Genomic DNA, 25,185 nt, shown 5'->3' with positions numbered 1-25,185 from the left:
TAAACCTAAAACCGTTTATTTATCATAAAAATTCAATAAATTGTAGGTAATCTTCTCAACTAGTTATGTATGAACAGATTTTTGAGCTGATGAAAGCTCAGGTTTCGAGAAAACTCGACCATCTCGATAAACATCTAACCTACCATTGCAAAGAGCATACATTTGATGTATTGGAACAGAGTATTCGTATTGCTAAAGATGAAGGAGTTACCAATTCACATCAGCTTCATCTGCTTAAAGTTGCTGCTTTATACCATGATTCAGGCTTTCTTGAAACCTATGCCGATCACGAAACGCATAGCTGCATGCTTTTTTTAAGTGAAGCCAATCGTTACAGTTTTACTGATGAAGATAAAGAGCGAATTACTGAACTTATAATGGCTACCAAAATTCCTCAAGACCCACATAACTTGCTAGAACGAATTATTTGCGATGCCGATTTAGATTATTTAGGTAGAGATGATTTTTATAAAATAGGAGATACCCTACGCCTTGAGTTTCTACATTATTCAATTGTTGGCTCGGATGATGAATGGGAGGCCCTGCAGTTGAAATTCCTGATGAGTCATCATTATCATACGCACTCATCACAACAGTTAAGAGAACCTGTAAAACAACATCACTTAAAGCAATTACAATAACTTATCCAGCCAAAGTATTAATTGCTTTCCCATTTTGAAGCACAAAATACATATCTATTTCGCCGGCATTTTTCGCATAAATTTTACCCCTGTATTCACAAACATATTCATGCTTTATTAGTTCATAATGCGCTGCCGAAATATTTATTTGTCCAGGCATGCCATTACTCTCCATTCTGCTGGCAATATTTACTGTACTTCCCCAAATATCGTAGGCATATTTTTTTCTTCCAACAACTCCGGCAACCAAAGGGCCGGTATGTATTCCAATCCTTAGCTCCCACGGAAGTTCTCCGTTTTGAATTTTTCTGGAGTTTATTCCGTCCATAAATTCAAGAATTTCAAATGCTGCCTTTACAATATTCAATGGATGGGATTCGTCTTCCGTTGGAACCCCGCCCGCACACATATAAGAATCACCGATGGTTTTGATCTTTTCGAGATTGTTTTTTTCAATAATGCTATCAAAAACCGTAAAACACTCACTCAACTGCGCCACCACTTCTTGCGGAGAAAGGGTTTCGGAAATGGAGGTAAAGCTTTTAAAATCGGTAAATAGAACTGATACACTTTCGTAAAAACGGGGTGTTGCTTCGCCTTTTTGCTGCAGTTCTTTGGCAACCTCATTGGGTAATATATTCGATAACAGCCGCTCAATCTCGGCATTTTGTCGATCGAGTATTTTGTTCACTTTGATCTTGTTTCTGTAATCTCGATAAAGAAGTATACCTAGAATAGATAGTAGACCAAGAAAAGCGATCAAGGAGTTCTTCGTTAGTTTTTGACGTTGTAAATCAAGCTCCTGTAATGCACGATCTTTGGTTAATAAATTAATTTCTCCCTGTTTTTTCTGTAGATCGAAATCGAATTGCAGATTACCTAACTTCTTGTCGGTTTCTGTATTGTAAATAGTGTCTTTAATGTTTGAATAAAGGGCTTGATATTCGAATGCTTTTTTAAAATCACCGGTTTTTGCATATACCTTCGACATTACTTCGTAAAGGTCTTTGATTTCATGAAGGGCCTGAATTTCTACAGCAGGTGTTTGTGCCTGGTTAAAATAGAAAAGAGCGGTTTTGTAATCGCCCTTGTCAACAAAAACATTTCCTAAGCCAATAAGTGATTGAGTAATTGAAAGCTTGTTATTTAGGTTTTGTGCCAGCGTAAGCGCTTTTTGATGATTCTCAAGTGCTAAGTCATACTTCTTTTCTCGTTTATAGAGCTTTCCTAGTGCATTATAGGCATTCAAACTTCCTTCCGAATTTTTGTAGGCATTTAATGCCTTATTAAAATAGTAGAGTGCTTTTGTATCATCGTTTTTGTCGAAATAAATGGATCCCATGTTCACACAAATGGCTCCAAGCTCATCCGGTCGCTTTAACTCTTCACATAATTTCAAGGCTCTTAAATAATATTCAAGTGCTTTATCGTAGGTAGCATTTTTAAAAATGTATACACCTGCAACATTATTCAAGGCTGTAAGTATCCGAAGCTTATCACCCGATAATTCTGAATATTTAAGGGATTGCAGATAGTTTTCCAGCGCTTTGACATCATCACCCTGATCGTAATAAATTACTCCGATGTTATTATACAAATTGGCTATACCTACATTTTCTTTTTGTTCCTTGAAAATATTTAACGATTGATGGTATTTTTCTAATGCTTCAATATATTTTCCCTGAAAATAATAGGCAATACCTACGTTTTTAAGTGCATAGGCTTTGCCAATAGGGAAGTTTGATTTTTCGGCAATTTCAATGGCCTTATTCGCCAACTTAATTGCTTTTTCAGGGTCATCGTTTAGCCGTTCTTTACTTTGTTTTATGTAGCTGTTCACCAAAGCTGTGTCAGTAGCAACAGTTGTTTTGGCTTTTCCAGACTGACACAGCCCGCAAACCGGAATGAGAAATGTTAAAATGAAAACTCTCCAAATCATATAGGCATTATTCCTTAATTATTCGTCCGAATTTATACCCACTGTTTCCGGTCACACGTAAATAATACAAGCCTTCCCTTAAGCCAGTCATGTCAATTTCAAATGAACTATCATTAATTTTTTGGGTAATCTTAACTGGATATAATTGCCCATACATATCGTACATCAGGCATGTTTTGGTATTTAAAACATCGTTTTCCCATTTAATGGTTACCAGGGTTTTAGCCGGATTAGGATAAACGGATAAGCTCATCTTTAAATCTGTTCCGTTACTACTTCCCCATGAGTTTACATTGCCTTGTTGTGATGAAGCATAATCTTGGGTTTTATGGCAACGGGCCGATGAGGAGCTCGCAGTACCAGCAATTGCAGTCTTTTTATTGCTTTCTATCGTGTTTATTTGCCAGTACAAGGTTTTTCCGTCAAAAAGAATGTCAAAGGTGGTTATTCCTGAAGCGAAAAATTGTGGTAATAAACTATCGTCGAACTGACCACTTGTCATAATCTGATTGTCGATGCCTTTTTCTATATAAACGGATGAAGAATTGGGGTTTTCACATTTAAAATGGGCAACGTATTTATAGTTTGCAGTTCCAGAAACTTCTTCAACGCAATCAAGATAAATACGTAGTTTTTTGGCGTATCTGCAATCCGGATTTACATACAAAGTACCATTGGTATAAGTAATAGTATAGTTTGATGATGTAGGAAAACTGCAAGCAGATGGGATAATACTGTACTGACCTACTTTGCCCTTGTAGTACGGACTTAATGTGAACGTTAATGTTGGAGTTTCGCCAGCCTTTAAGGTTATAAACTGGGCGGTGAATTTAGGCAACGGGTCTCCCTGATTAATTACCTTGTTATCTGCAATTATGTTTAAAGGCGCTTTGTTAATGGTTAATTTAGCGTTGCAATCGGTAAAATCGAAGGTGTAATTGGTAGAGGCCAATGTTCCAATTGAAACTAAAATCGGATAAATACCAACATTGCTAAATTGGGTTGCAGGCGTTGAAAATGCTAGTGCACCAGTAATTTCGCTAGTTTCAAAGGTTTGTCCATTTAAAAATCCCTTAAATGTTGCCGTAAAAGTTGGGTTTGGATTGCCATACTCTTTAAAAGCATCGTTAGCTTTCACCTTCAATGTTGCTTTACCCACGCTAAGCGTTCCATTTATATAAGCAATGTTATAGTTAGATAATGCTGTGTTATCACTTCCAACAGCTGCGCTCGGTACTATGGGGTATTGGCCTGCCGATGCAGAGGCAGTTGTACCCGTACTGCTCAGTGTCACGGTTTTTATCGAATCATCAAACATTAAGGTGCCGTCGCTTATTGAAAATGCTTTAGGGTTTAATGTAATTGCCTGTCCATATGATTTACTGGTATCTCTGGCTGTAATACTGATAGGGACGGGTAAAATGGTCAGTTTTCCTAAACCATACGAAATTTCAAAATTATCATTACGCAAAGCTCCCGGAATAATGTAATTCAGGCCGTTATTTATACCCGTAACCATGTTCAACGATTTTAATAGTCCATTCAATCCCAGCCCGATTTCTTGTTCGTCAATAATTATAGCAGTTTTATCCTCACTATTTACGATTGGAACGGCCTGACCATTAACAATAGTTACAGCCCTTCCGTTAACAATGGTCACAGCCCTACCATTTACTTCTGTAATTTCTAAACCATTTACAATTGCAACGGCTCTTCCGTTGACAATGGTTACGGCTCGTTTATTTGTATATGAATCCAGATCAATTAACCCACGCGGACTCACATTGGTTATTGAATTTAGCATGTATGTTTGACCTGAATTGATGTTAAAATCAAGCACCGACTCCTGGGTTATGTCGATGATATTACTTGTTTGGGAAATAATATTTCCGTTTACAATCTTCTGATTGGTTACCTGCCGCGCTCCTTCAAGTGTTTTTTCAGTAGTTAAAAAGCTTAGATCTGACAATTGCGTATCCACTAAATTATTAACTATTGGAACCGCTCTTCCGTTTACAATTGTTATTCCTTGTGAGTTTACTATCGCTACGGCCCTTCCATTCACAATTGCAACGGCCCTTCCGTTTTCAATACTAACTTCTTGTCCGTTTACAATCGGAACTGCGCGTCCATTCACAATTGCTACCGCCCGGCTATTTATTAAACCAATATAATCGTTGGCTAGTTGTTCCTGGTGATAATTTAGCACAGTGTCCATCAAAGCTTCTGGATCATCAAGAACAACAGAAGGATCGAATTGATAATTAAAATGAATATCGCCTACTTTTTCTCCATAAGTAAGGGTGGTATCTCTTGGAGTGACAGTCAGCGGCATTTTTTGAATAGAAATAAATCCATCGATAAAATTGTAATTATAAAGCTCTGTAAAACCTGCGTCAGCCGGAATGTCGGGGTTAAACGTTCGGGAAGCTTTGAGAATATAATTGTTGACATTGCTCGTACTTGTCGCAGGAGTAGTGAAAACAATGCTGTCGAGGCCGATATCTGTTAGCGTTAAACCCGAACTATCCAATGGTTTTCCATCTACTCTAATTTTGGCAGTAAACACTGGCAGCTTCTCGCCATACTTAATAGTTTTATTGTCGGCTGTTATCGTAATATTTTTCTTTTGAATTTCAAAAAAGGTAATCGAGTTAGAAATACCACCATCTCTTCCGGTAGGAGTTCGTGAAGGGGTAAACGCTCTAATGGTCGGGTTGCCCGTAAATTGGGGTATAGCAGCGGTTGCGGTACTATCGTTTACGTAAGCGGTAGTAAGAGTGTCATCTCTGAATAATACTTTGGTATCAGGACTAATATATTTTGCACGTAATTGCAGGGTAAAGTCGTCTGGTCCGGGGGTAATGTTTTCAGGAACAATTAGACGGATTAACTCCGGTTTGGCAGCAGCAAACGACTGAATAGCCACATCCGCTCTCATAAAACCGTTTCCGCTGATATAATCGAAACCTGGGGTGTTCATGTCAAGTGCAGTGCTTGCAAAAAGGGCTTTTAAATCTGCGTTGTTATAGTTTTCATTGAAGTAACGCTTTCTGGCTTGCTTCATCAATGCAGCAACAGCAGCTGCGTGTGGCGCAGCGGCAGAAGTACCAAAGAAATTAGGAAGCCCATCGCCTTCATAGTCTATTGAACCTAGATTAACAGAGGTGTTAATACCGTCAGGAGCGGTAAAGTCAGGTTTGTTTCTTGGTATACCGTTAATAGTAATTGGGCCACCAACTGATGAATAGCTTTCAATTAAGGGAGGATTAATTCCTGCTGCAGGAGTTTGCGAATAACGCACAGCTCCGATAGTGAATGCCGCCGGAGCATTGGCTTGTCCTATAATGGTGGATGTTCCGGCATTATACTCGTTTATCGTAGCCTCGCCTCTGAAAATAATGTATTTCAACGCAACATTTCCTGTTCCTGCTGCCCGGTTTATTAAGATATTGGTGGTGGTTGCCATGGTTACTGTAAATGGCAATATTTCGATTGGGTCGCCACCCAGATTATCTCTGTTAAAGCCAAAAAGTGTCGATCCGCTATCGTCGGTTAGGTATATATCAAGATCATTAACCGTTCCTGTCTCGGTTTGCCCCAATGAATAAATAGGGTCCTGCCATTGTAAAACAATTGTATAAGTTCCAGGTTGCAATGAAATATTCTGAAGCACATCTCCTCCTCCGAAATTATGGGCTGATCCGGTAAGACCTGGGGGTGAGGGCGCGGGATTAAATGTTGCCTGATAAGATTTGTTACCAAAGTTTCCGGCAGAGGTAAAATAGGCCACTCCTAAAGCACTCACTTCATTTACAGCTTGAGTAACCACACCATCCTGAAAGAAAGGCTCTGTGATAAAAGTAACATCATCCACCATTACATCGCAATTAGCTTGCTGTAGTTCGCGTATGCCTTGTGCCAAGTCTCCTGCACTCACAAATCCGGTTCTAAAAGCCAGTTTAGCTTTTGGTGCTATATCATGTATGATCTGCAACATAGCTCGACCCTCATCAGATCTTCTGCCAAATGGATATTCGCCAAAAACCTCCACTGGGTCAGTAAAATCGGGGTTGGTAATGCCCGGTAAATCACCGTTGGCTACATCTACTGCCGCAGGATTGCCCGGTAGCGTGTTATAACTATCTGATAAAACACCCACTTTAATACTGTCGCCGTCTAATCCATATCCGTTTCGTAAAAAGTTGCTCCTTAAAGCAGCATCACCCTGCGTATTGGCAATACCGGCACCTGAAATCGCCGGGAACAACGGCCGGCAATAGTTTATCTCCGCATCCTGTTGATTTAGTTTTTCCAGGTTTCTAACGGGCATTTTACCGGAAATTATAAATTGAGAATTGCCGTTGTCTATTAAGTTGGTAAGGCCAAACTCATTGGATGTTAACAATGTAAGTGCTTGTTGGTATCGGCCTTCCTTCACAATTACCTCTACCCAAACACTGTCGCTGTTTAAAATGAAAATATTCTGTTGAGGGTCATGCACACTGTCTCCAAATGCGGCAAGGGCGGCAAGCTCAGCTCCAATAAGTTCGTTTGCCTTTCCATTTTCAGGTGGTGGATAATAGGGCAAGATACACGGCGTATAGGTTACGGTAACTGTATCGGAACCAGTACAACCGCCTTTAGGATTAGTAACGGTTAATATGTATCGGCCTTTTTTATTAACTATCGGTTTAGCGGTATTGGCTCCCGAAAGAATATTTCCGCCATCAATTGCTTTCCATGAGAATTGAACATTAGGGGTTAAACAAGAGCCGTTAAGCTGAACCTGTGTTTGAGGGCAGGTGAAATTAACATCAGCACCTGCATTGGCGATTGGCTTAGTACATTCAATAAATGGAGCATAAGTGATTTTTACACCGCATTGAATATTCACTTTTGTAGCACTCCAAAGTGCGCCGGTAATGGTTGACCTACCTGCAGTGCTGCCAATGTTTATGCCTCCGTAAGGAGCCCAAACGGTACCAAACCATTCCGAACAACGGCTTGAACTGCTGTAATTGTTTATCGTAAAGGCATAATTGCCTAGTTTGCAACTGGTACCAATCCCATGTGTTTCGGTATATATTTTTGAAGCGTCACAACCGTTAACAAAATCAACTTGTGTGATATTTAAATCAATATCGCCGTGAACGTAAATTTTAATTGTACCACCTGGGTTGTCTTTTAAATCGAAAATGAATTTATTAGGAGTAGTACCTGTGTTTTTAATACTGCTGAAGGTATAAGTGCCTGCTCCCGAAAATGTAATGGTTTGACCTCCTTTAAGCTCCATGGCATTGTAGCAGCCGGGAGTAATAATTTGAGTTGAGGTGACTTTTGCAATGCCTGCATCCGGAAAAACGGTTATTGCTGGTAATTGGGGGATAGCAGTTAATGTTGGCGTTCCCATTTTTTTTCCACCCGCAGGTATAGGCCCTGAATAGGTGCTACCCTTAGGGTATGTTACTTTTCCTAAAACTTTACCCCCTCTTATGAATATCGATCCGTTTATGTCGATATTTTTTTTGAAATACTGGTTGGTTCCTGTTTTAAAGATAATTTCTTTGGATGAAGCAGAGTTGGCAGCAGCAATTGTTCCCAAAACGCTATTGCCATTGGCAAGGTAAATTGTTCCATCCGAAATCAAGTTGCTTGTGAACTGTACTCCTCCAATGGTTTTTATCAGCTTTGAGCTTCCTACAGATCCTCCATAAACAGAAGAACCGCTGCCTAGTATAACCGAAAAATCGGCAGCCGCCGATCCATGGATACTTGGATTTCCTCCAAAAACTACAAAATCATTTATCGCTAAGTTTTGCCCTTTTGCCGAAATTGAAAGCAACAAAAACAAATTAATGGAAAGCAAGATTAACTTGCAAAAGCGGTTAGATGGCAAATAAGTCTTTTCGCTGGCAGATATTTTCATTTGAGAGCAGTTTTAATTATATCCATTGGGATATTAATTGAAAAATTAAAAGAAAACAAAACCAGTTTAGGAGATAGGATGAAAGCAAATGGCAGTTTTTAATAAAAGCGTACTGGTTTCTTTTAAATTATCGGCTAAGGACGAACGGTAGGAGTCGATTGATGATTACATTACAATGGATTTAATTTATGAATTTTTTTTGTTTTTTAGGTGGTGCAACATGTTTTTGTGGTAATCATAATTTGATGGTTTTTAAACGGCTTAATCTCTAAAATGGGTTAAAAGTGAATGATAAAATATATTATCGGGATATAAATATTGAAAACAACTCATTTTGGGTCATCTTCTTTCTATGAAAACTAATAAAGTAAGCTATTTTGAGTTGTGTATTTGCTGTTCTTGGGTTGTAAAAGTGTGGTTTTGTTGCTTTTAACAAAAAAAATGGCGTTTTCTAAGTTAACTGTTGATGATTTGATAATAACTTGCTGAAGTTTTTTTCTTTAAAATTGACGGTCATAATTATCGGTCTGGTTTTGTATATTTAATTATATGAGAAACAGGGTATTAAGTGTCCTTAATATAAAGGTGTCAGAATCGGCCTATATTTTTGATTTGTTGCGGGTTCAAATATTTATAGGCATTGCTATTTCCTATGTCAATATTATCGCCTATACCTTATTCTTAAAATCGCTTTCCATACAATTGCTGCCTTATGCTTATTTAACAATTGCAGCCTTTTTGTTTTTGTTGAATCTCGGCTATGAAAAGTTAGAACACCGATTGTCACCACTCAACCTGCTGAAATACATTGTGGTATTTTCTATAGCTGTTTTAGTTGTGCTTTGGGCTGGTTTATATCTGCAGCATTCGGGTAGTTTTATTTTTATGCTCATGGTATGGTCCATTTTGTTTTATATGCTTAATGGATATACTTACTGGGGGCTGGTATCGCAGTTATTTAATGTAAGAGAAAGTAAAAGGGTGTTCTCAATTATTGGTGCAGGGGATATACCCGCAAAACTGATAGGATATCTTTCAGCACCTTTGTTAATTCCTTTAGTTGGCCTTACTCATTTACTTTGGTTTTCAGTTGCATCGCTTTTAATGGGGTTGTGGTTCTTCAATAAATCGGTAAAACAGCGAAACTGGGATTCTATTAAATTCAATTCGCATGAAAGTCATTATCAGCATCAAGCGGCTGCTCCTCAACAAAAGGGTTTAATAACTGTTTTTTTTAAGAACGAGCTTATTTTTAGCATCTCCATATTAACTATTCTAAGTTATAACGTATTTAATTTTATCGACTTCACTTTCCTGTCGCATGTGAAAATGAAGTATGAAGATATTGCCTCTTTGGCTGCTTTTATTGCTACATTTTTTGCCATCGGCCGAATAATAGCACTTGCTCTGAAATTACTGATCACTAGTCGGGTAATTGAACATTGGGGCGTTATCAAAGCCCTTTTTATAACACCAGCTATTTTATTATTCTTTTGTCTGATCTTTTTTGTGCTTGATCAACGAGCAAACCTGATCATTTATGTTTTTGGAGGAATGGTTTTAATTACCGAAGTATTGCGTTCAACTATGCAGGAACCCATTTTCTTCATTTTATTTCAGCCTTTAAAAGAGAAGTTAAGACTGCATGGCCACCTCATTTCTAAGGGTTATATGCTGCCTCCGTCATTAATTATTGTAGGGCTTTCCTTAATATTTATGAATCGTTTGGGGATCAATGTTAGCATTTTACTTACCATCATTATTGTGCTGCTGAACCTCGTTGCATGGGCAGTTATTATTTTATATGTAAAGAAGACCTATTTGCATACGCTGCATCAATCGATAAGAAAAGGAATATTCAGCAGTGAAGATGTTTATCTGAACGATAAAAAATCATTGGACATTTTATTGGATAAAATTTATAACGGTACCAAATCAGAAGTTATATATGCGCTTAAATTGCTTGGCAAGGCCGAACATCCTGAATTTGTAAACTTACTTCATCAACAATTACTGGGAAACGATTCAGATGTAAAACGGTATGTTTTATCTGAGTTAAAGAAAGCGGATGGTGTTGATATGAATCTGTTAAAGCGCTTGGCAGACAAGGAACCGGATATTGAAATCAGGCAAAAATTAACGGCGATTATCTGTAAATACGACTTGGATTATTTGCACGAGCTGGCAGGTCGTATAGATCATCTCGAATATCCGATCAGAAAAGTGGTAATTATAAGTTTACTCAACCAGGAAGAGTTCAGTCATTTAATAGTGGCTGGAAATGAATTGAATAATTTGATCCAATCGAATATTGCTGCGGAAAGGGAATTGGCCGTAAAAATAATAAGCGAACTGAAAAATGTAAGGTTTACCGCTGCAATTGAACAGTTGATTGACGATGAAGACTCTTCTGTAAAGCGTTCGGCAATAGTAGCATCTTGTAAACTCAAAGTTCAAAAAACACTTCCCGAAATTTTGAATATGTTAAACAGGCCTACCGAAAAATACATCGCCTTGCAGGGATTACTTCAATATGGAGATGAATTGTTTGAAGATATAAATGATGAAGTTGCCGCTGATTATTCTTCGGAATTGATTCGTTTGGCTGGCAAAATGAAAGGCGATAATTCAACAAACTACCTCCTTGCGGCCATTAAGTCTTTTCCCGAACACATTGATAAAATCGTTTACTCGCTTTGGCGAAAGGAGTACAAACCTTTTAGTGCGAAAGAGATTTCGTTGATTAATATTTTGCTTGATAATTGTTTTCAAAGCTCAAGAAATAAACTTGAGTATTACCATTCAATTCAACAGTTTAACAATCATGTTTTGGTACGGAATTCTCTTCACAGTGAAATACGTAGCGATCTGGAAACTTGTTTGAGGATTTGTTGCCTTCTTTACGACAGAAATGAAGTGAACCGAATATTGGAACTGATTGAGGTAGGGGATAGCTCGAAACTATACAATGCCATCGAAATTTTGGAAATGGTGCTACCGCAACGAATTACTAAAGAGTTAAATGTGCTTTTTGACCATGTAATCGATCCTGATGATACCCGAAAGGCCTACAAAACACAAGCAATTGATTCCATGTTTAATAAAATTGTATTTACTCATGCTAATGAATTCAATCCATGGACAAAATCTGTATGCATTTACAGCTCATGGCAAAATAAAGATTATGGATTTCTTAAAAAGCTGTCGTTGGAAACTTATTCTCAAGGGCCCTATGTAATAAAAGAAACCACAGCTTATGTTTTAAACGCAATAACTTAATTTTTCATGCTGATCATAGAAAAGGTACTACTGTTAAAGAATTCGGAAATATTTAAAAATTCACGCGAAACCGATCTGGTTGAAATTGCATCCATTTGCGAAGAATGCTCATTTGATAAAGATGTGCTGATTTTTAGTAAAGGAGATAAGGGAAATTGCATGTACTTTATTTATTCGGGTAAAGTGTTGATACATGATGAAGGGCATGAAATTGTGACCTTGGGCGAAAATGAAATTTTCGGCGAACTTTCATTACTCGATACCGAGTCGCGATCTGCCAGTGTAACCACCTTAGCAGATTGTGTTTTGCTTAAAATTGAACAAGAAGCCTTTTATGATGTAATTGCCACCAATACCGACATTTTAAAAGGCATAATGCGGACACTTTGTAAACGTTTGCGAGAGCAAGATCGAGTAACTATAGAGATGAAAAAAGTAATGAGTTAACTATCCATTTTTAAAATAATTTTACCCATGTGCTCACTGCTTTCCATCAATTCGTGGGCTTTAGAAGCATCTTCCATTGAAAATGTTTCGTAGATAATAGGTTTGATTTTTCCATACTCGATCAATGGCCAGATATGTTGCTTTAGGTTATTGGCAATGTCAGCTTTAAATGAATTTGGCCGCGGACGAAGTGTACTTCCGGTAATTACTAAGCGTTTTTGCATTACTTTCAGAAAATCTACTTCTGCCTTAAAACCTTTCATGGCGTTTATAAAAACCAAACGACCATCATCAGCTAATGAGTTAATGTTTTTGCTGATATACGTGCCTCCAACCATGTCCAAAATTACATCAACACCTTTTCCTTGTGTCAATTGCATGATTTCCTTTTCGAAATCGTCGGTTTTATAATTTATGCATTTGTCGGCTCCGAGGGCTTCACAATAGTCGCACTTTTCTTTAGTTCCAGCGGTAGTATAAACAATGCTTCCGAGCGCTTTGGCCATCTGTATAGCTGCCGTTCCAATACCGCTGCTACCACCATGTACTAAAAGACTTTCAACACTTTTTAGATTTCCCCGGTCAAAAACATTGCTCCAAACGGTGAAAAAGGTTTCGGGTAGTGATGCAGCTTCGGCCATTGAAAGGCCTTCAGGAAGGGGAAGGCATAATTCAGCTGGCACTGCACAATATTCGGCATAAGCGCCACCCGCAACAAGGGCGCAAATGTTATCACCTATTGCAAGATTTTTAACATGTGCGCCAATTTGCGTTATGGTTCCGGCGAGTTCTAAACCCGGAATATCAACCGGAGCTCCTGCCGGAGCAGGATATCTTCCGGATCGTTGTGCCACGTCAGGCCTGTTTATTCCGGCAGCCATTACTTTTACCAACACCTCATCATCTTTTATAATGGGGAGGGGACGTTCTTGTACCTGCAAAACTTCAGGGCCTCCTGGTTGAGTAATGATAACTGCTTTCATAAAATCAGGGTTTTATTAATTTTATAGGATCCTCATCCCAGGCTGTAATATTGCCCGATTCATCAACTAAGGCGAATGTTACTTCACAGTCGTCCATTTCACCGAAAACAAATTCACCATAACATTCGTTGTGACCAATTCTAATTTGGTGGTTTACGGGTAAAAGGTAAAAGGTAGTAGCCTTTCCGGTTTTGGTATTCACCAATGAGGTTTTAATTAAATATTCGGAACTCTCTTCTATCGTTGTATTTAAACGAACTGTTGATGAAGCACTTTGTTCAGCTTCAAATGATGAGCGCTCCAAAAGTTTAGGTTTCGCAATCCAAACAGGAGCAATAGTGTCCGGCAATGACCTAACGGACCATTTAGCTGTGATTGCTTTTTTATCAAGCGTGGTATTTTTAAATGCCGCCGGTTTTATTTTCGGATTGAAATCGATTTTCAACTCATAGGTTTTGCCGGGCGTTAAGTCATGCTCTAATGCAAGCAGTGATTGTTTCATCGCTAGGTCACCTGTATAGGTTTCCTTTACAATTAGCTTAACTTTTTCTTTTCCCGATTGAAGATAGATCACATATAAATTGTTCAGTCCATCAAGAACTTCGGTTTTATTGCCAATGGCTGTTATTAAAAACAAGCTGTTAGCGTTAACAGAATGTTGCTTTGGCCAAAACGTTAATTCATTTTTAGCACAATCGGCAAAAACATTCAACGAAGAAATAAACAGAGTAATTAATAACAAACACTTTTTCATAAAAAAATTAAATTCTAACGGCGTAAAAATAACCATCCGCGCTTCCAAAGTAAACTATATTTCGCTCAATAATTGGCGAACCCAATATACTTCCTAAATCCATTACTTGTTTTTCTCCTTTTACAGTTACTGACATATCATTTCCATAGTAGTGAAACGTAGGCAGAAAGTGCCCTTTATCATCATAAATGGTGCTCCAGTTTTGTTTGCTGGCTTGTGTTTGAAACTCCCAGAAAAGTTTGCCGGTCTGTTTTTCTACGGCATAGAGTTTACCGTTAAAACATCCAAATAATACCAGGTTTTCATAAAAAGCAGCCTGCCCATACACACGCTCATTCAATGGCAATTTCCATTTTATATCACTTGAATAGGCATCTAAGCAGTAAAATGAATGGGTGTCGGAAGTTCCGAAGAACGTAAGCTTATCTGACTGTGCAGGCGTGGCGATTACCCAGCTGCCTCGCTCTTTCATATTCCACATACCGGTTCCAGTTTCTGGGTTTAAGGCATACACATTATAATCTCTTGATCCGAAATAAATCATGTCGTTTGCAATGGAAGCTCCGTTTTGTATTTCGCCTTTAGGGAAATAAGCGTCGCCGATTGTTTTAAACTTCCATTTCAATGCACCAGTTTTTGCATCCAGCGCATAAAAATTGCCATCGAAGCTACCGATATATACCTTTTGATTGTAGATTAATGGGTCTGCATGCACTACGCCATCGGTCTTGTAGGACCAAACTTTTGCACCAGATGTTTGATCGAGGGCATAAACCTGCTGATCTCCCGAGCCTACAATTAACAGGTTGTCAACTGTTTTTGGCGAAGAAAGGTAATAGTCCCACATGTCGACTTGCTTTTCTCCTTCGGTAGTAAACTTCCATATCAATTCGCCGGTATTTACATTTAATGCGTAAACATTACCATTGGTGCTGTTAAAGAATACTTTGCCTTTTTCAACTTTGGGGGTCGATCTCACCTCACCTTGAGTTTTGAATTTCCATAGTTCTTTACCAATACCTTTATTAATTGCATAAAGAAAGCCATCCTGGCTTCCAAACAAAATCATAGTCTCAGTAATGGCGGCGGCGCTAACAATCTTGTCTTTGGTTTTAAATTTCCAAACCTGTGTTTGAGCCATACTGCTCAATTGTAGTCCGGTAAGCAGTAGAATAATAACTAGTTTTTTCATTGATAAATTGGATAGTAAGTATAGTTAGTCTATCTCGAAGGTATAATTTTGGCGATTGTTATTCTATAAATTAGCTGTTACAGATAGAAAGGGTGGAATATAAATTAATTGTTACAGTTATAGGCGTGGATTATTCAGTAGGTTCATTTAGCGATGAAGATGCCTTAATGTGATTTTAATCGCTGATTTTTAACTAATTCAGGTTTGTTGATCAACAATAGTTCTGAAAGTAAGGTTTACGCGAGGCGTCTTTACTTTTTTAGTTTTTGGTAAACTGTGCAGCCAATGGGTTTGAGTAGTACCTTTCATGATTAATAAACTGCCGGATTCCAGATTTAGAGAAACGGTTTCTTTGGTTTGTTTGTGTTTAAATGAAAATTTGCGTTCGGCTCCCAAACTGATAGAGGCTATAACAGTATCTAAACCTAGCGATTTTTCATCATCGCTATGCCAGGCCATACCTTCATCACCATTATGGTATAAATTTAAAAGGCATGAATTGAATTTTGTGCCAGATAGTGTTTGGGTAAGAAGTTTAAGCTCCCAAAGTTCTTTTGTCCACGGTAAAGCTTTTTTCGTCGTGTTTGAATAGGTGTATTCGTAGTCAGCATCTCCATACCAGGCAGCTTTTCTCTTAGTTATTATGTGTTTTCCATAGATAATCGCCTCATCGTTTTTCCATTCAACTGTAGTCAGCAGATCGATAAAATATTGATGAGCTTTATTTAAGGATAATATCTTTCCAAAGTAATTAACAATACCATCATAGGGCAGGAGGTTATCTTCTTTCGTGATGCTATTCCCAAACAGATCCATTCTTCCAGTTTTTATATTCCTTTTCTGAATTGAAGAAAAAAATAAAGTAGAAAGTAAGAAGTACAAAGGATAAGACTACCAATGAGGGGGCATTTGTACTTTGTACTTTTAACTTCGTACTTTAATTAGTTTTCACTTTTAATAGTTGGTTCAAGTTCAATTTGAGCAGCCTCCCAGCCAATCATAGCTGTTTTGCGCAAGCTACCCCAATGGTATTGTCCAAATACCCCCGTTGATTGAATTACCCGATGGCAAGGAATTAAGAAGGCTACAGGGTTATCTCCAACAGCACTGCCTACTGCTCTTGATGCTTTCGGATTATCGATCTTTCCGGCAATGGTGGCATAGGTTGAAACTTTGCCATAAGGTATTTTCAGCAGCGTTTCCCACACTTTAAGTTGAAAAGGAGTGCCTTTTAAATGAAGTTTAATTTTTGCCAACTCACTCCAGTCGCGTTTGAAAATAAGCAATGCATCTTGCTGAAATTTGTCGGTTAATTGATGGTAATCGGCATTTGGAAAGTTTTTTTTCAACTCTTCAATAGCTAATTGATGCTCATCAGCAAAAGCGGTATAACATATGCCTTTTAGGGTAGAGGCTATAATAACGGTTCCGAAAGGCGTTTCGGCAAAACTGTAATTAATTCGCAGATTTTCACCTCCATTTTTATATTCACCGGGAGTCATTCCTTCAATGTTAATGAACAGATCATGTAATCTACCGATGCCTGACAAACCTGTTTCAATGGCTGTTTCAAATAAATTTGCCTGATTTTCCTTTAAGATCTTTTTTGCATGTTCTATACTGATGTATTGCAAAAATTTCTTCGGACTTGTTCCTGCCCATTCAGTAAATATGCGCTGAAAGTGAAAAGGACTTATGTTCACTTGTTCGGCAACTTCGTAGAGCTGAGGTTGAGTTTTAAAGTTTTGCTGCATATACTCAATAGCCTCGGCCACGCGGTTGAAATTAATAGCATCTTGTTCTTTCATCTCATTAACTATGTAGGTTAATAGCAAATGTAGAAATGAAATTAACCTTTCGCTACCCGAAACTTGCTATGTTTTATTGAGAATAGTTGGAGATTTTTAAAAAATATTGGCTATGAAATCAGAGTTGCTTTAAGTTTTAAAATTGCTTGACCATCATACTGGCCATTGCTGCGGCCAATGATAATTGGGCCTTAGCATCCAAATCCTTATGCAGCCAAACAAAGAGTCTATTGTTTGCGCCAAGCTGCACAGCCCCAATCGCCTTGTCTCCCTGAAAGAATTGATATCCGTAAACCGGAGCTTGAAAAACTGATTTATAGACTATAGGTACATCCTTAATCTCAATATCAGAAAGACCATTGGTTACACCGCCTTTAAAAGTAGTTGTTTCATAGTATTGAATATCGCCCATGGTTTTCATTTTGCTGGTGCTGGCCGTTGTCATTTTCCATTCAATAGAATCACCAGGACGAGTAATATTCACCATAAAGTAGTCATTAGTTTCACTAACTTTCTGATCGTCCCAGTTAAAACGAAGAGAAAAATAATCCAAATTCACGTCGTGTCGTTTTGAAGTTACGATGGCGTTGACTAGTACCGAATCGCTATCGTTTCTTACAAAAACGAAAGAGAATGCTCTCTTTGAATGAGCCTCTGATTCAGCACTAAATAACTTTTGTTTACTCTTGGAGGTTGTTAATCCCGCTTTTCCCGAGACAATTTTATAAGCGCCGAACTGATATTTGCCAATAGCACTTGCACCCTTTCGCTTTACTTCCAATGGTTGACTGTTTGCGGCCAGATCAGCATCGATCTGAAGTTTCTGTTGTCCGTATGCGGTATGTATTGAAAACAGTAAAAAGCAATAGGTCACCGTTTTGAGCATGTTTTTAAAAAGTATCATTGGCAGTAATTAAGTTATCTGTGATTTTTGAGCCTAATGTTTCGATGCTTCCCGAAAGTACGATGATCCCAATAACTTGGAAACTTCTTTTAGGGCAGCATGTGTTGTAAAGATATTGACTTTTGAGAGTTTTCAACTCCGAATTTTCCACATTAAATGCTCATTATCCACAAAACTAAATCGTCTTTGTTGTTAATAATCAAATGATTTGGAATATCGATTTTTATTATCTAATTCATAATCCTCCCGGATATGAATTAACTATTCACTAGGGTACTAACTGCTTTTTTATTTTATGTAAGCGATTAAATTATCTTTGTCGCCAATTCTTGTCGTTACAAATGAAAACAAGAGTAAAAAGTCGTTTAAACACTATAAAAGCACCTAATAAATGAATCACTGGTTAGTAAAATCGGAACCTTTTAAATACAGTTGGCAAAAGTTTAATGAAGATGGCCGGACTTTTTGGGATGGTGTTAGAAACTACCAGGCTAGGAATAACCTAAAAGCCATGAAAGAAGGTGATTTGGTAATGTTCTATCACAGTAATGAAGGCAAAGAAATTGTTGGCATTGCAAAAGTGGTGAAAGAGTTTTATCAGGATCCAACAACCGATGATACAAACTGGGTAGTGGTTGATCTATCGCCAGTTCAGTCGCTAAAGAAAGCAGTTACTTTAGAAACTATTAAAGCTGATGATCGCTTACAAGATATCGCTTTGGTGCGTCAAGGCCGATTGTCGGTAATGCCGCTAAAATCTGAAGAGTTTGATCGTATCTTAGAATTGGCTGAAAACTAATTAAAGTAAAAAGTTAGAAGTAAAATGAAGTAAAAGTTGGATTTCAGATTTACGATTTTAGAGGAAAACGAAGAGGAATCCGAAATCTAAAATCGCAAATCCCACTTCGTACTTCTAAGTTTTTACTTCTAACTTCAATTTATTCTTCAGGGAAGAAAAGCGCTTTTAGTTCGGTAGCGTCATCAGGGTTCATTTTTCCACCTAGAATTAATCGTAGTTGGCGTCTTCTTAAAGCCCCATCGTAGTATTTAATCTCATCTTCGGTTTCAGCAATAACTTCCGGAACCGGGATTGTTTTACCGCTTTGGTCAACTGCAACAAAAGTATAGTAAGCCTCATTACTTTTGAATTTGGTTCCATTCGGAATATTCTCTGCCCAAACTTCCAATCTTACTTCCATTGATGAGTTAAATGCCCTGGTTACCTGTGATTTAATGGTAACCACGTCTCCTAAACCAATTGGGTTTCTGAACGAAACATTATCAACCGAAGCAGTTACCACCACCCGATTCGAATGTTTTTGAGCGGCAATAGCAGCGGCAATGTCCATCATATGTAATAATCGGCCACCCATTAAATTGTTTAGGGGATTGGTGTCGTTCGGCAGCACCAATTCATTCATAATTGTAAGCGATTCTTTGGCAGTTTTTGCTTTCATCAATAATTTATTATGGTGCGGTTATCTCAAAACACACCTGATAATCATAAGGGTTAAATTCAGCGTGCAAAGATACTGCATTATGCAGCCACTTGCTACTAATGAATTTCTCAACTTTTGTACTGAAATAAGTACAATCTTCCATTAGTAGTAATAGATTTACAAATAACCCTGTCAAGCCTTTGATTTTTCCTGTTTATCACTCACGAATGCCTTCTCGTCAATTAATTAATAGTTGAAAATTCACTGCTTTGAGTTTAAAATACTGCATGGCACAAGGTTTGACAATTAGTCTTAAATAAAAAGATTTCCATCTAATAATCAGATACGTACACAAGTATGATGAGGTTTTAGCTGGAATTGATACTAAGTATGTAAACGATATTCTGTCTCTATCTAAATTTTCGCTCTATGGATACCTACTCTCGTCGCTCTATTTCAAGGAGCAATTTTTATAAGTATCAGCGATGGCTGATCACCTTTTTTGTGTTTTTTATCAGCATTATTTTTTTGGCTTCCTTTGCGATCGCGAAAAATATTAACCGAAGCTATTATGACTTCATTTTAACTTCCGTAGACAGCGCTGACCTTGCTATTCAAAAGACAATTAATGTAAAGACAGTAGCTGTTGGCAAACAGCTCACCTATAACATCAAAATTAATAATAAAGGACCGGCAAATGCCCAAAATGTTGTGGTTACGGATACATTACCGAAAGAATTGGTCTATACTAGCTCAACAGTAAATCTTGGATCGGTGGAAGTGAATGGCCAAACGGTTAAATGGCTGGTAGGAACTTTGCCCAAAAAGACTGCGGAGAATATGCAATTAACCGTTACAGTTGTTAAGGCCGGTAGTTTTAAAAATAAAGCTAAAATTACTTCAACTACAAAAACCATCTGTAAATGCAATGATAAGGTCACTTCAACCGAAGTGGTTGCAAAAGATACTTCCGATGTGAGCATTGTTAAAACGGTAAATAAAAAGCTGGTAAATGAAGGGGATACACTAAGCTATTTTATCACCATTTCGAATAATGGTCCTTCGCCTGCATTAAAAGTAAAGGTAAAGGATATTTTGCCAACAGAGCTCTCCTACGAGTTTTCTTCAAATAACAATGTTTCGTTTGATATTAATACTCACCAATTAGCGTGGGAGGTTGATGAGTTGCCGGTTGGGCAAAGCCGCTCAGTTGCTGTAAAAGTAAAAGCTGTAAAAGTTGGAACTGCAACTAATACGGCTGTTGTTACTTCAGTTGCTACAGACCCGGATTTAAGCAATAATGTTTCAACCGCAGAAGATGTTACGATTAATGCTAAGCCTAAAAAAGCCGATGTAAGTATTATCAAGTCGGCTGATAAACAATTTGCCCCTATTGAAACAGACTTTCATTATGCTTTTTTAATTGAGAACAAAGGCCCTGATACAGCCAAGTTTATTGTGCTAAAAGATACCTTAAATGAAAAAACGCTGTATAAGGATTATAAAGTAGATGAAGGATTGCTGGTATATGATTCATTTTATAACTCTTTCATCTATACCTTAGATGCATTGCCTCCAGGAAGACAAATAATAGTTACGGTAGGCGTAAAAGCAATTAAAACCGGATCTGTAATCAATAAAGCTATAATTGAATCGCAAACGGAAGATCCTGTTTTGGTAAATAACACAAGTATTTATTACAATAAAATTGTGGGTTTGCGCATCCCCAATGTTTTTACGCCTAATGGTGATAATTTGAACGATACGTTTCAAATTGAAGGACTTGATACCTGGGCATTTAATGAGCTTAAAGTAATGAACCGATGGGGAAACAGCGTTTATGAGAAGATTAATTATGCTAATAATTGGGGAGGTGATCAACTTCCTCCAGGTACTTATTATTACGTTTTAACTGTAAAGAATGAAATGGCTGATGCTCAATCGATTACTGGTTGGGTGGCGATCTTGAGGAAATAATGAAATGTAGAATGATGTCAATAATCAGACGTTTTTCATTGTTTAGATAATCCTTATAATTTTTTCAAATACAATAACTTGATCTCAAAAAGATACACTCAAAGGATGGTTTTGTGTACATTATTGTTAACTATTAATTAATAATATTTTTATTCGCTTAATTAAAGAGCATGATAAAGTGGTAAATGTGTTCTGTAGTTATTAATTCTACTTAATAAGTAGTTTTACTAGTTTTTAGTTTATAAGGTATTTATAATCAAATAGGTACATTTATTAAGATTGTAAAATGCAGAGTTTAATTTGTTATTTTTGGCCAAAGAATCGGATCTAAAATATTAGTAATTATTATAATCTATTAACTAAAGGTTTCTATAGTTCTGGTTATAAATATTGCTACAGTTTACAATTATATAGTTGGTATTGATGTTGATTGGTACCCGCTGAACTGGATTGAACATAAGGCTGTTAGAAGTTAGTAAAAAGCGCAATTATCTTACAAACTTTTAGCTCGATTGAAGAAGGAGTATTAATGAGGTCTTGATTCGTCAATTTTCATGATTATAAAAAAGTTATCGCTATTGTTTTTGCTTCTGTTTGCGATAAATGCGTATGCTCAGCAGGATGCGCAGTTTTCGCAATACATGTTTAACGGCATATATATAAACCCTGCTTATGCAGGTTATAAGGAGCAGTTGAACTTGCATTCTTTTTACCGCAGCCAGTGGACTGGCGGACTGGAAGGACACCCTGAAACATTTAGTTTTGCATTGGATGCAATTGCCAATAATGGAAACGTTGGGCTTGCCTTTACCGTTTTAAAAGATAAGTTAGGAGCAGAGAGCACATTGGCCGCCTATGCAAATTATGCTTACCGTTTAAAAGTTGGAGATGCTTCGCGCTTAGCTTTAGGATTAGGATTAGGAATTGCCCAATACGGGCTTGACGGAACTTTACTGCAGTCGTACTCCCCTAATGATCCCAGCGTTCCTAATATGATGCAATCGGTGATTGTACCCGATATAAGAGCTGGGGTGTATTATTCAACCGATCGGTTTTATGCCGGAGCTTCTGCCGATAACCTGATCGGGCAGTATTTAAATTATACCAAGGATCCTACCATATTAATACCTGCCAAAATGCCGCATTTTTACTTAACTGCAGGTGGGTTAATTCCTTTATCGAAGCAATTTTTGTTAAAGCCATCATTCATGCTTAAAAATGAATCACATGGCCCGGCAAATTTAGACATTAATACGTTTGTGCTGTTTAATGAACGTTTATGGTTAGGAGCCTCATACCGGACAGGTATTGGCGTCTGGGACAAGAGCAATCTACAGAATAATTTATCAACAACAGATGCATTGGTAGGTTTAGCGGAAATATACGTTACCGACAGATTAAGAATAGGATATGCTTATGATTTTTCATTTACAAAGTTCAAAGATTACAATTACGGAACACATGAAATTTCATTAGGATATTCCTTTATACCTAAAAAGGTACGGATGTTGAATCCAAGGTACTTTTAGTTAATAATTCGCAAATGTATACTAAGCGCATTACATCATGATCAGACGTTGTACATACATTATATTGAGCCTTTTGCTTTTAACCATTAAGACTGTTTTTGGACAAGCAACTTTGCGTGAAGCACAGCGCCAGGCCGAGTTGCTTAATTTTAATGATGCTGTTGGTTTGTATGAAAAGGCCTTTGATAAACGTGAGACTCTTCAGTCGGCAAGAGGCTTAGCCGACAGCTACCGTCTGTTACATAATTATCAGTTTGCTGAAAGTTGGTATGCCAAGGTTGTGCTAATGGAAGGTCATGAACCAATGGATGTATTCTATTATGCTGAATCATTAAGGAATAATTCGAAATATGCTGAAGCTAAAGAATGGTATAAAAAATATCAACAGGAAGCAGGAAATGAGGTGCTTACGACAATTCCGCAATTAATTAATGCATGTGACTCGGCGGGTTACTGGATGCAAAATCCGGTTAACTTTGTTTTTAAGCTAGATACTTCCCTCAATACACCGCAAAGTGATTGGGGGGCTTTCCCTTATAAAAATGGTATTGTTTTTACCTCTGATCGGATCTTAAATCAGAAAGCAGATAAAAAACCTATTTTGTTTTTTGATGCTAATAATACTTTGAAGAAAGATGTTTCGGGCTGGACCGGTTTACCTTATCTCAAATTATTTTATGCTGAAAAAAAGAATAATAATTGGGATGATCCGCAATTGTTCACCTCAGTATTAAATGGCAATTATCATAATGGGCCTGCTTGTTTTTCTAAAGATGGTAAGGAAGTGTACTTTACGCGAACAAGGGGAATTGTTAATGCGAAACAATACACTGATGATAAACGGAAACGAAAAGATTATACCATCCGCTTAGAACTTTATTATTCAAAATATGATGAAGCTTCAAATAACTGGAGTGAGCCTCAGCCGTTTACCTATAATGCTCCCTTAGATTATTCAGTCAGTGATGCTTGTTTAAGTGCCGACGGTAATTACCTATATTTTGCCTCAGATATGCCTGGAGGAGAAGGCTTATCGGACTTGTATTATTGCAAGAAACTAGCTGATGGTTCCTGGGACAAACCTGTTAACCTGAAAGGATTAAATTCACCAGGTACTGAACGATTCCCTAGTTTTGATAATGAGAATAATTTTTACTTTGCGAGCAATGGTTTTGGTGGAATGGGAGGTCTTGATGTTTACAGGGCACTATCATTAGGTGATAATAAATGGTCGGCGCCAAAGAATGTGGGTTATCCGGTAAATACGCCGCAAGATGATTTTAATATGATTTTTGCTGCCGATGGTAAAAGTGGGTATTTATCCAGTAATAGAACCGGAGGTAAAGGGATGGACGATATTTATCAGTTTACAAAGAAAGACCTGAAATTTAAGCTCGAGGGTACGGTGGTACATAAGAAAACAGGTAAACCTTTGAGCAATGCTATCATCACCTTATATAACAAGGGAAACAATACAAATATAAAAGCTCCAACAGATGCTAATGGTGCATTTACGTTTAACCTGGAAGAAAACAGTGAGTATTCAATAACTGCTGAAAAAACGAATTTTATTACCAGTCGTAAAGATAGTTTAAGTACTAAAGGTTATACTGAGTCTAAAACCTTGTATGCTAAACTTTCACTAAACATTGATTCAATTGAATTGTATAAAGGAATCAGGTTGGATAATATCTATTACGACTTCAATAAGTGGAGTATTCGTTCGGATGCTTCTAAAGAACTTGATAAGCTTGTTCAGGTAATGACTGATAACCCAACGTTGGTTATCGAACTAAGTTCACATACCGATTCGAGAGGTGCTGATAATTATAACCTTCAGTTGAGTCAGAAAAGGGCAGAATCAGCCGTTAATTATATTATTTCCAAAGGAATTGATGCCAAACGTATTACAGCAAAAGGATATGGTGAATCTAAACCGGTAAATAATTGTGTTAATGGAGCCAATTGTTCTGAAGCTGAATTTCAGTTAAACCGACGAACAGAGTTTGCCATTTTGAGATATTAACATTTAAAGTAAATAGCGTTAAAACCACGGCTGCTTATAACATTCGGGGTTTTATATACAGTTAGTTTTAACAGATCAAGATTAAAATGAATCTGAACTATCTTTTGTTAAAAGCCATGGATAATGAGGGTAATTGCAGGTGAAATATGAATAATTTACCTTGTTTAGAAGCATTAAGTAGTTAAATAAATCAAGCCTTAAGACTAAAACACAACAGGAAATTCATAAAAATGAACTCTTGTTTTTGTTTTTATAGGATTAATAATAATTGTATACAAAATGTGGTTATTTGTATATATTTTATTGTAAATGAATAGTTTATGATGTAATTTTAATCC

General features: G+C 37.4%; 16 protein-coding genes. 7 read left to right on the top strand and 9 right to left on the bottom strand.

Annotated elements, in window-relative coordinates; translation table 11 throughout:
- Positions 1-65 precede the first annotated feature (65 nt).
- Positions 66-641 carry an HD domain-containing protein gene (locus NF867_RS04800; protein ID WP_252586463.1) on the top strand — a complete coding sequence of 192 codons (576 nt, stop codon included), beginning with the start codon at positions 66-68 and terminating at the stop codon, positions 639-641.
- 1 nt (position 642) lies between these two features.
- Here NF867_RS04800 and NF867_RS04795 read toward each other — a convergent pair whose 3' ends face one another.
- Together NF867_RS04795 and NF867_RS04790 are read right to left on the bottom strand one after the other, a co-directional pair.
- A complete protein-coding gene (locus NF867_RS04795; RefSeq protein WP_252586462.1) occupies positions 643-2,580 on the bottom strand; it encodes an adenylate/guanylate cyclase domain-containing protein in 1,938 nt (645 codons plus the stop codon).
- Positions 2,581-2,587: 7 nt separating this feature from the next.
- Positions 2,588-8,509, bottom strand: a complete 5,922-nt coding sequence (locus tag NF867_RS04790; RefSeq protein ID WP_252586461.1) for an MBG domain-containing protein — start codon at positions 8,507-8,509, stop codon at positions 2,588-2,590.
- A 549-nt stretch (positions 8,510-9,058) separates the two neighbouring features.
- On the opposite strand from NF867_RS04790, the gene NF867_RS04785 reads away from it, so the two are divergent.
- Positions 9,059-11,788, top strand: a complete 2,730-nt coding sequence (locus tag NF867_RS04785) for an MFS transporter (protein ID WP_252586460.1) — start codon at positions 9,059-9,061, stop codon at positions 11,786-11,788.
- Positions 11,789-11,794: 6 nt separating this feature from the next.
- Positions 11,795-12,235 (top strand): Crp/Fnr family transcriptional regulator, encoded by a 441-nt coding sequence (locus NF867_RS04780; protein ID WP_252586459.1) that lies wholly within the window; start codon positions 11,795-11,797, stop codon positions 12,233-12,235.
- On the opposite strand, the gene NF867_RS04775 is transcribed toward NF867_RS04780, so the two are convergent.
- The 6 genes from NF867_RS04775 to NF867_RS04750 form a co-directional block, all read right to left on the bottom strand.
- Positions 12,232-13,218, bottom strand: coding sequence for an NAD(P)H-quinone oxidoreductase (locus NF867_RS04775; RefSeq protein WP_252586458.1), 987 nt, complete (start codon positions 13,216-13,218; stop codon positions 12,232-12,234). The two genes, NF867_RS04780 and NF867_RS04775, sit on opposite strands and share 4 nt — an antisense overlap.
- Before the next feature lie 4 nt (positions 13,219-13,222).
- The gene (locus NF867_RS04770; RefSeq protein WP_252586457.1) at positions 13,223-13,972 is read right to left on the bottom strand and encodes a hypothetical protein; all 750 of its coding nucleotides are present in this window, start codon (positions 13,970-13,972) and stop codon (positions 13,223-13,225) included.
- 7 nt (positions 13,973-13,979) lie between these two features.
- Positions 13,980-15,164, bottom strand: coding sequence for a PQQ-binding-like beta-propeller repeat protein (locus NF867_RS04765; RefSeq protein ID WP_252586456.1), 1,185 nt, complete (start codon positions 15,162-15,164; stop codon positions 13,980-13,982).
- A 198-nt stretch (positions 15,165-15,362) separates the two neighbouring features.
- The gene (locus tag NF867_RS04760; RefSeq protein ID WP_252586455.1) at positions 15,363-15,980 is read right to left on the bottom strand and encodes an alpha-ketoglutarate-dependent dioxygenase AlkB family protein; all 618 of its coding nucleotides are present in this window, start codon (positions 15,978-15,980) and stop codon (positions 15,363-15,365) included.
- Positions 15,981-16,105: 125 nt separating this feature from the next.
- Positions 16,106-16,972 carry a bifunctional helix-turn-helix domain-containing protein/methylated-DNA--[protein]-cysteine S-methyltransferase gene (locus NF867_RS04755; protein ID WP_252586454.1) on the bottom strand — a complete coding sequence of 289 codons (867 nt, stop codon included), beginning with the start codon at positions 16,970-16,972 and terminating at the stop codon, positions 16,106-16,108.
- A gap of 136 nt (positions 16,973-17,108) precedes the next feature.
- Positions 17,109-17,876, bottom strand: coding sequence for a hypothetical protein (locus tag NF867_RS04750; RefSeq protein WP_252586453.1), 768 nt, complete (start codon positions 17,874-17,876; stop codon positions 17,109-17,111).
- A gap of 391 nt (positions 17,877-18,267) precedes the next feature.
- Between NF867_RS04750 and NF867_RS04745 the strand changes: the two genes are divergently transcribed.
- Positions 18,268-18,675, top strand: a complete 408-nt coding sequence (locus NF867_RS04745; RefSeq protein WP_252586452.1) for an EVE domain-containing protein — start codon at positions 18,268-18,270, stop codon at positions 18,673-18,675.
- Positions 18,676-18,814: 139 nt separating this feature from the next.
- Here NF867_RS04745 and NF867_RS04740 read toward each other — a convergent pair whose 3' ends face one another.
- Positions 18,815-19,333, bottom strand: coding sequence for an acyl-CoA thioesterase (locus NF867_RS04740; protein WP_252586451.1), 519 nt, complete (start codon positions 19,331-19,333; stop codon positions 18,815-18,817).
- Between the two features lie 411 nt (positions 19,334-19,744).
- On the opposite strand from NF867_RS04740, the gene NF867_RS04735 reads away from it, so the two are divergent.
- The 3 genes from NF867_RS04735 (at position 19,745) to NF867_RS04725 (ending at position 24,847) form a co-directional block, all read left to right on the top strand.
- Positions 19,745-21,292 carry a T9SS type B sorting domain-containing protein gene (locus tag NF867_RS04735; RefSeq protein ID WP_252586450.1) on the top strand — a complete coding sequence of 516 codons (1,548 nt, stop codon included), beginning with the start codon at positions 19,745-19,747 and terminating at the stop codon, positions 21,290-21,292.
- A 554-nt stretch (positions 21,293-21,846) separates the two neighbouring features.
- Positions 21,847-22,821, top strand: a complete 975-nt coding sequence (locus tag NF867_RS04730) for a PorP/SprF family type IX secretion system membrane protein (protein ID WP_252586449.1) — start codon at positions 21,847-21,849, stop codon at positions 22,819-22,821.
- Positions 22,822-22,858: 37 nt separating this feature from the next.
- A complete protein-coding gene (locus tag NF867_RS04725) occupies positions 22,859-24,847 on the top strand; it encodes an OmpA family protein (protein WP_252586448.1) in 1,989 nt (662 codons plus the stop codon).
- Positions 24,848-25,185: the final 338 nt, after the last annotated feature.

This window comes from Solitalea agri, assembly GCF_023914155.1.
Taxonomy (GTDB): domain Bacteria; phylum Bacteroidota; class Bacteroidia; order Sphingobacteriales; family Sphingobacteriaceae; genus Solitalea; species Solitalea agri.
This window is presented reverse-complemented; position numbering and strand designations above follow the sequence as displayed.

Excerpts from the sequence above, each read along its gene's own strand:
- NF867_RS04795 (WP_252586462.1), bottom strand. The coding sequence starts at position 2,580 with ATGATTTGGAGAGTTTTCATTTTAACATTTCTCATTCCGGTTTGCGGG.
- NF867_RS04725 (WP_252586448.1), top strand. The coding sequence starts at position 22,859 with ATGATCAGACGTTGTACATACATTATATTGAGCCTTTTGCTTTTAACC.
- NF867_RS04735 (WP_252586450.1), top strand. The coding sequence starts at position 19,745 with ATGGATACCTACTCTCGTCGCTCTATTTCAAGGAGCAATTTTTATAAG.
- NF867_RS04740 (WP_252586451.1), bottom strand. The coding sequence starts at position 19,333 with ATGAAAGCAAAAACTGCCAAAGAATCGCTTACAATTATGAATGAATTG.
- NF867_RS04770 (WP_252586457.1), bottom strand. The coding sequence starts at position 13,972 with ATGAAAAAGTGTTTGTTATTAATTACTCTGTTTATTTCTTCGTTGAAT.
- NF867_RS04755 (WP_252586454.1), bottom strand. The coding sequence starts at position 16,972 with ATGAAAGAACAAGATGCTATTAATTTCAACCGCGTGGCCGAGGCTATT.
- NF867_RS04745 (WP_252586452.1), top strand. The coding sequence starts at position 18,268 with ATGAATCACTGGTTAGTAAAATCGGAACCTTTTAAATACAGTTGGCAA.
- NF867_RS04765 (WP_252586456.1), bottom strand. The coding sequence starts at position 15,164 with ATGAAAAAACTAGTTATTATTCTACTGCTTACCGGACTACAATTGAGC.
- NF867_RS04785 (WP_252586460.1), top strand. The coding sequence starts at position 9,059 with ATGAGAAACAGGGTATTAAGTGTCCTTAATATAAAGGTGTCAGAATCG.
- NF867_RS04800 (WP_252586463.1), top strand. The coding sequence starts at position 66 with ATGTATGAACAGATTTTTGAGCTGATGAAAGCTCAGGTTTCGAGAAAA.
- NF867_RS04730 (WP_252586449.1), top strand. The coding sequence starts at position 21,847 with ATGATTATAAAAAAGTTATCGCTATTGTTTTTGCTTCTGTTTGCGATA.
- NF867_RS04790 (WP_252586461.1), bottom strand. The coding sequence starts at position 8,509 with ATGAAAATATCTGCCAGCGAAAAGACTTATTTGCCATCTAACCGCTTT.
- NF867_RS04750 (WP_252586453.1), bottom strand. The coding sequence starts at position 17,876 with ATGATACTTTTTAAAAACATGCTCAAAACGGTGACCTATTGCTTTTTA.
- NF867_RS04780 (WP_252586459.1), top strand. The coding sequence starts at position 11,795 with ATGCTGATCATAGAAAAGGTACTACTGTTAAAGAATTCGGAAATATTT.
- NF867_RS04775 (WP_252586458.1), bottom strand. The coding sequence starts at position 13,218 with ATGAAAGCAGTTATCATTACTCAACCAGGAGGCCCTGAAGTTTTGCAG.
- NF867_RS04760 (WP_252586455.1), bottom strand. The coding sequence starts at position 15,980 with ATGGATCTGTTTGGGAATAGCATCACGAAAGAAGATAACCTCCTGCCC.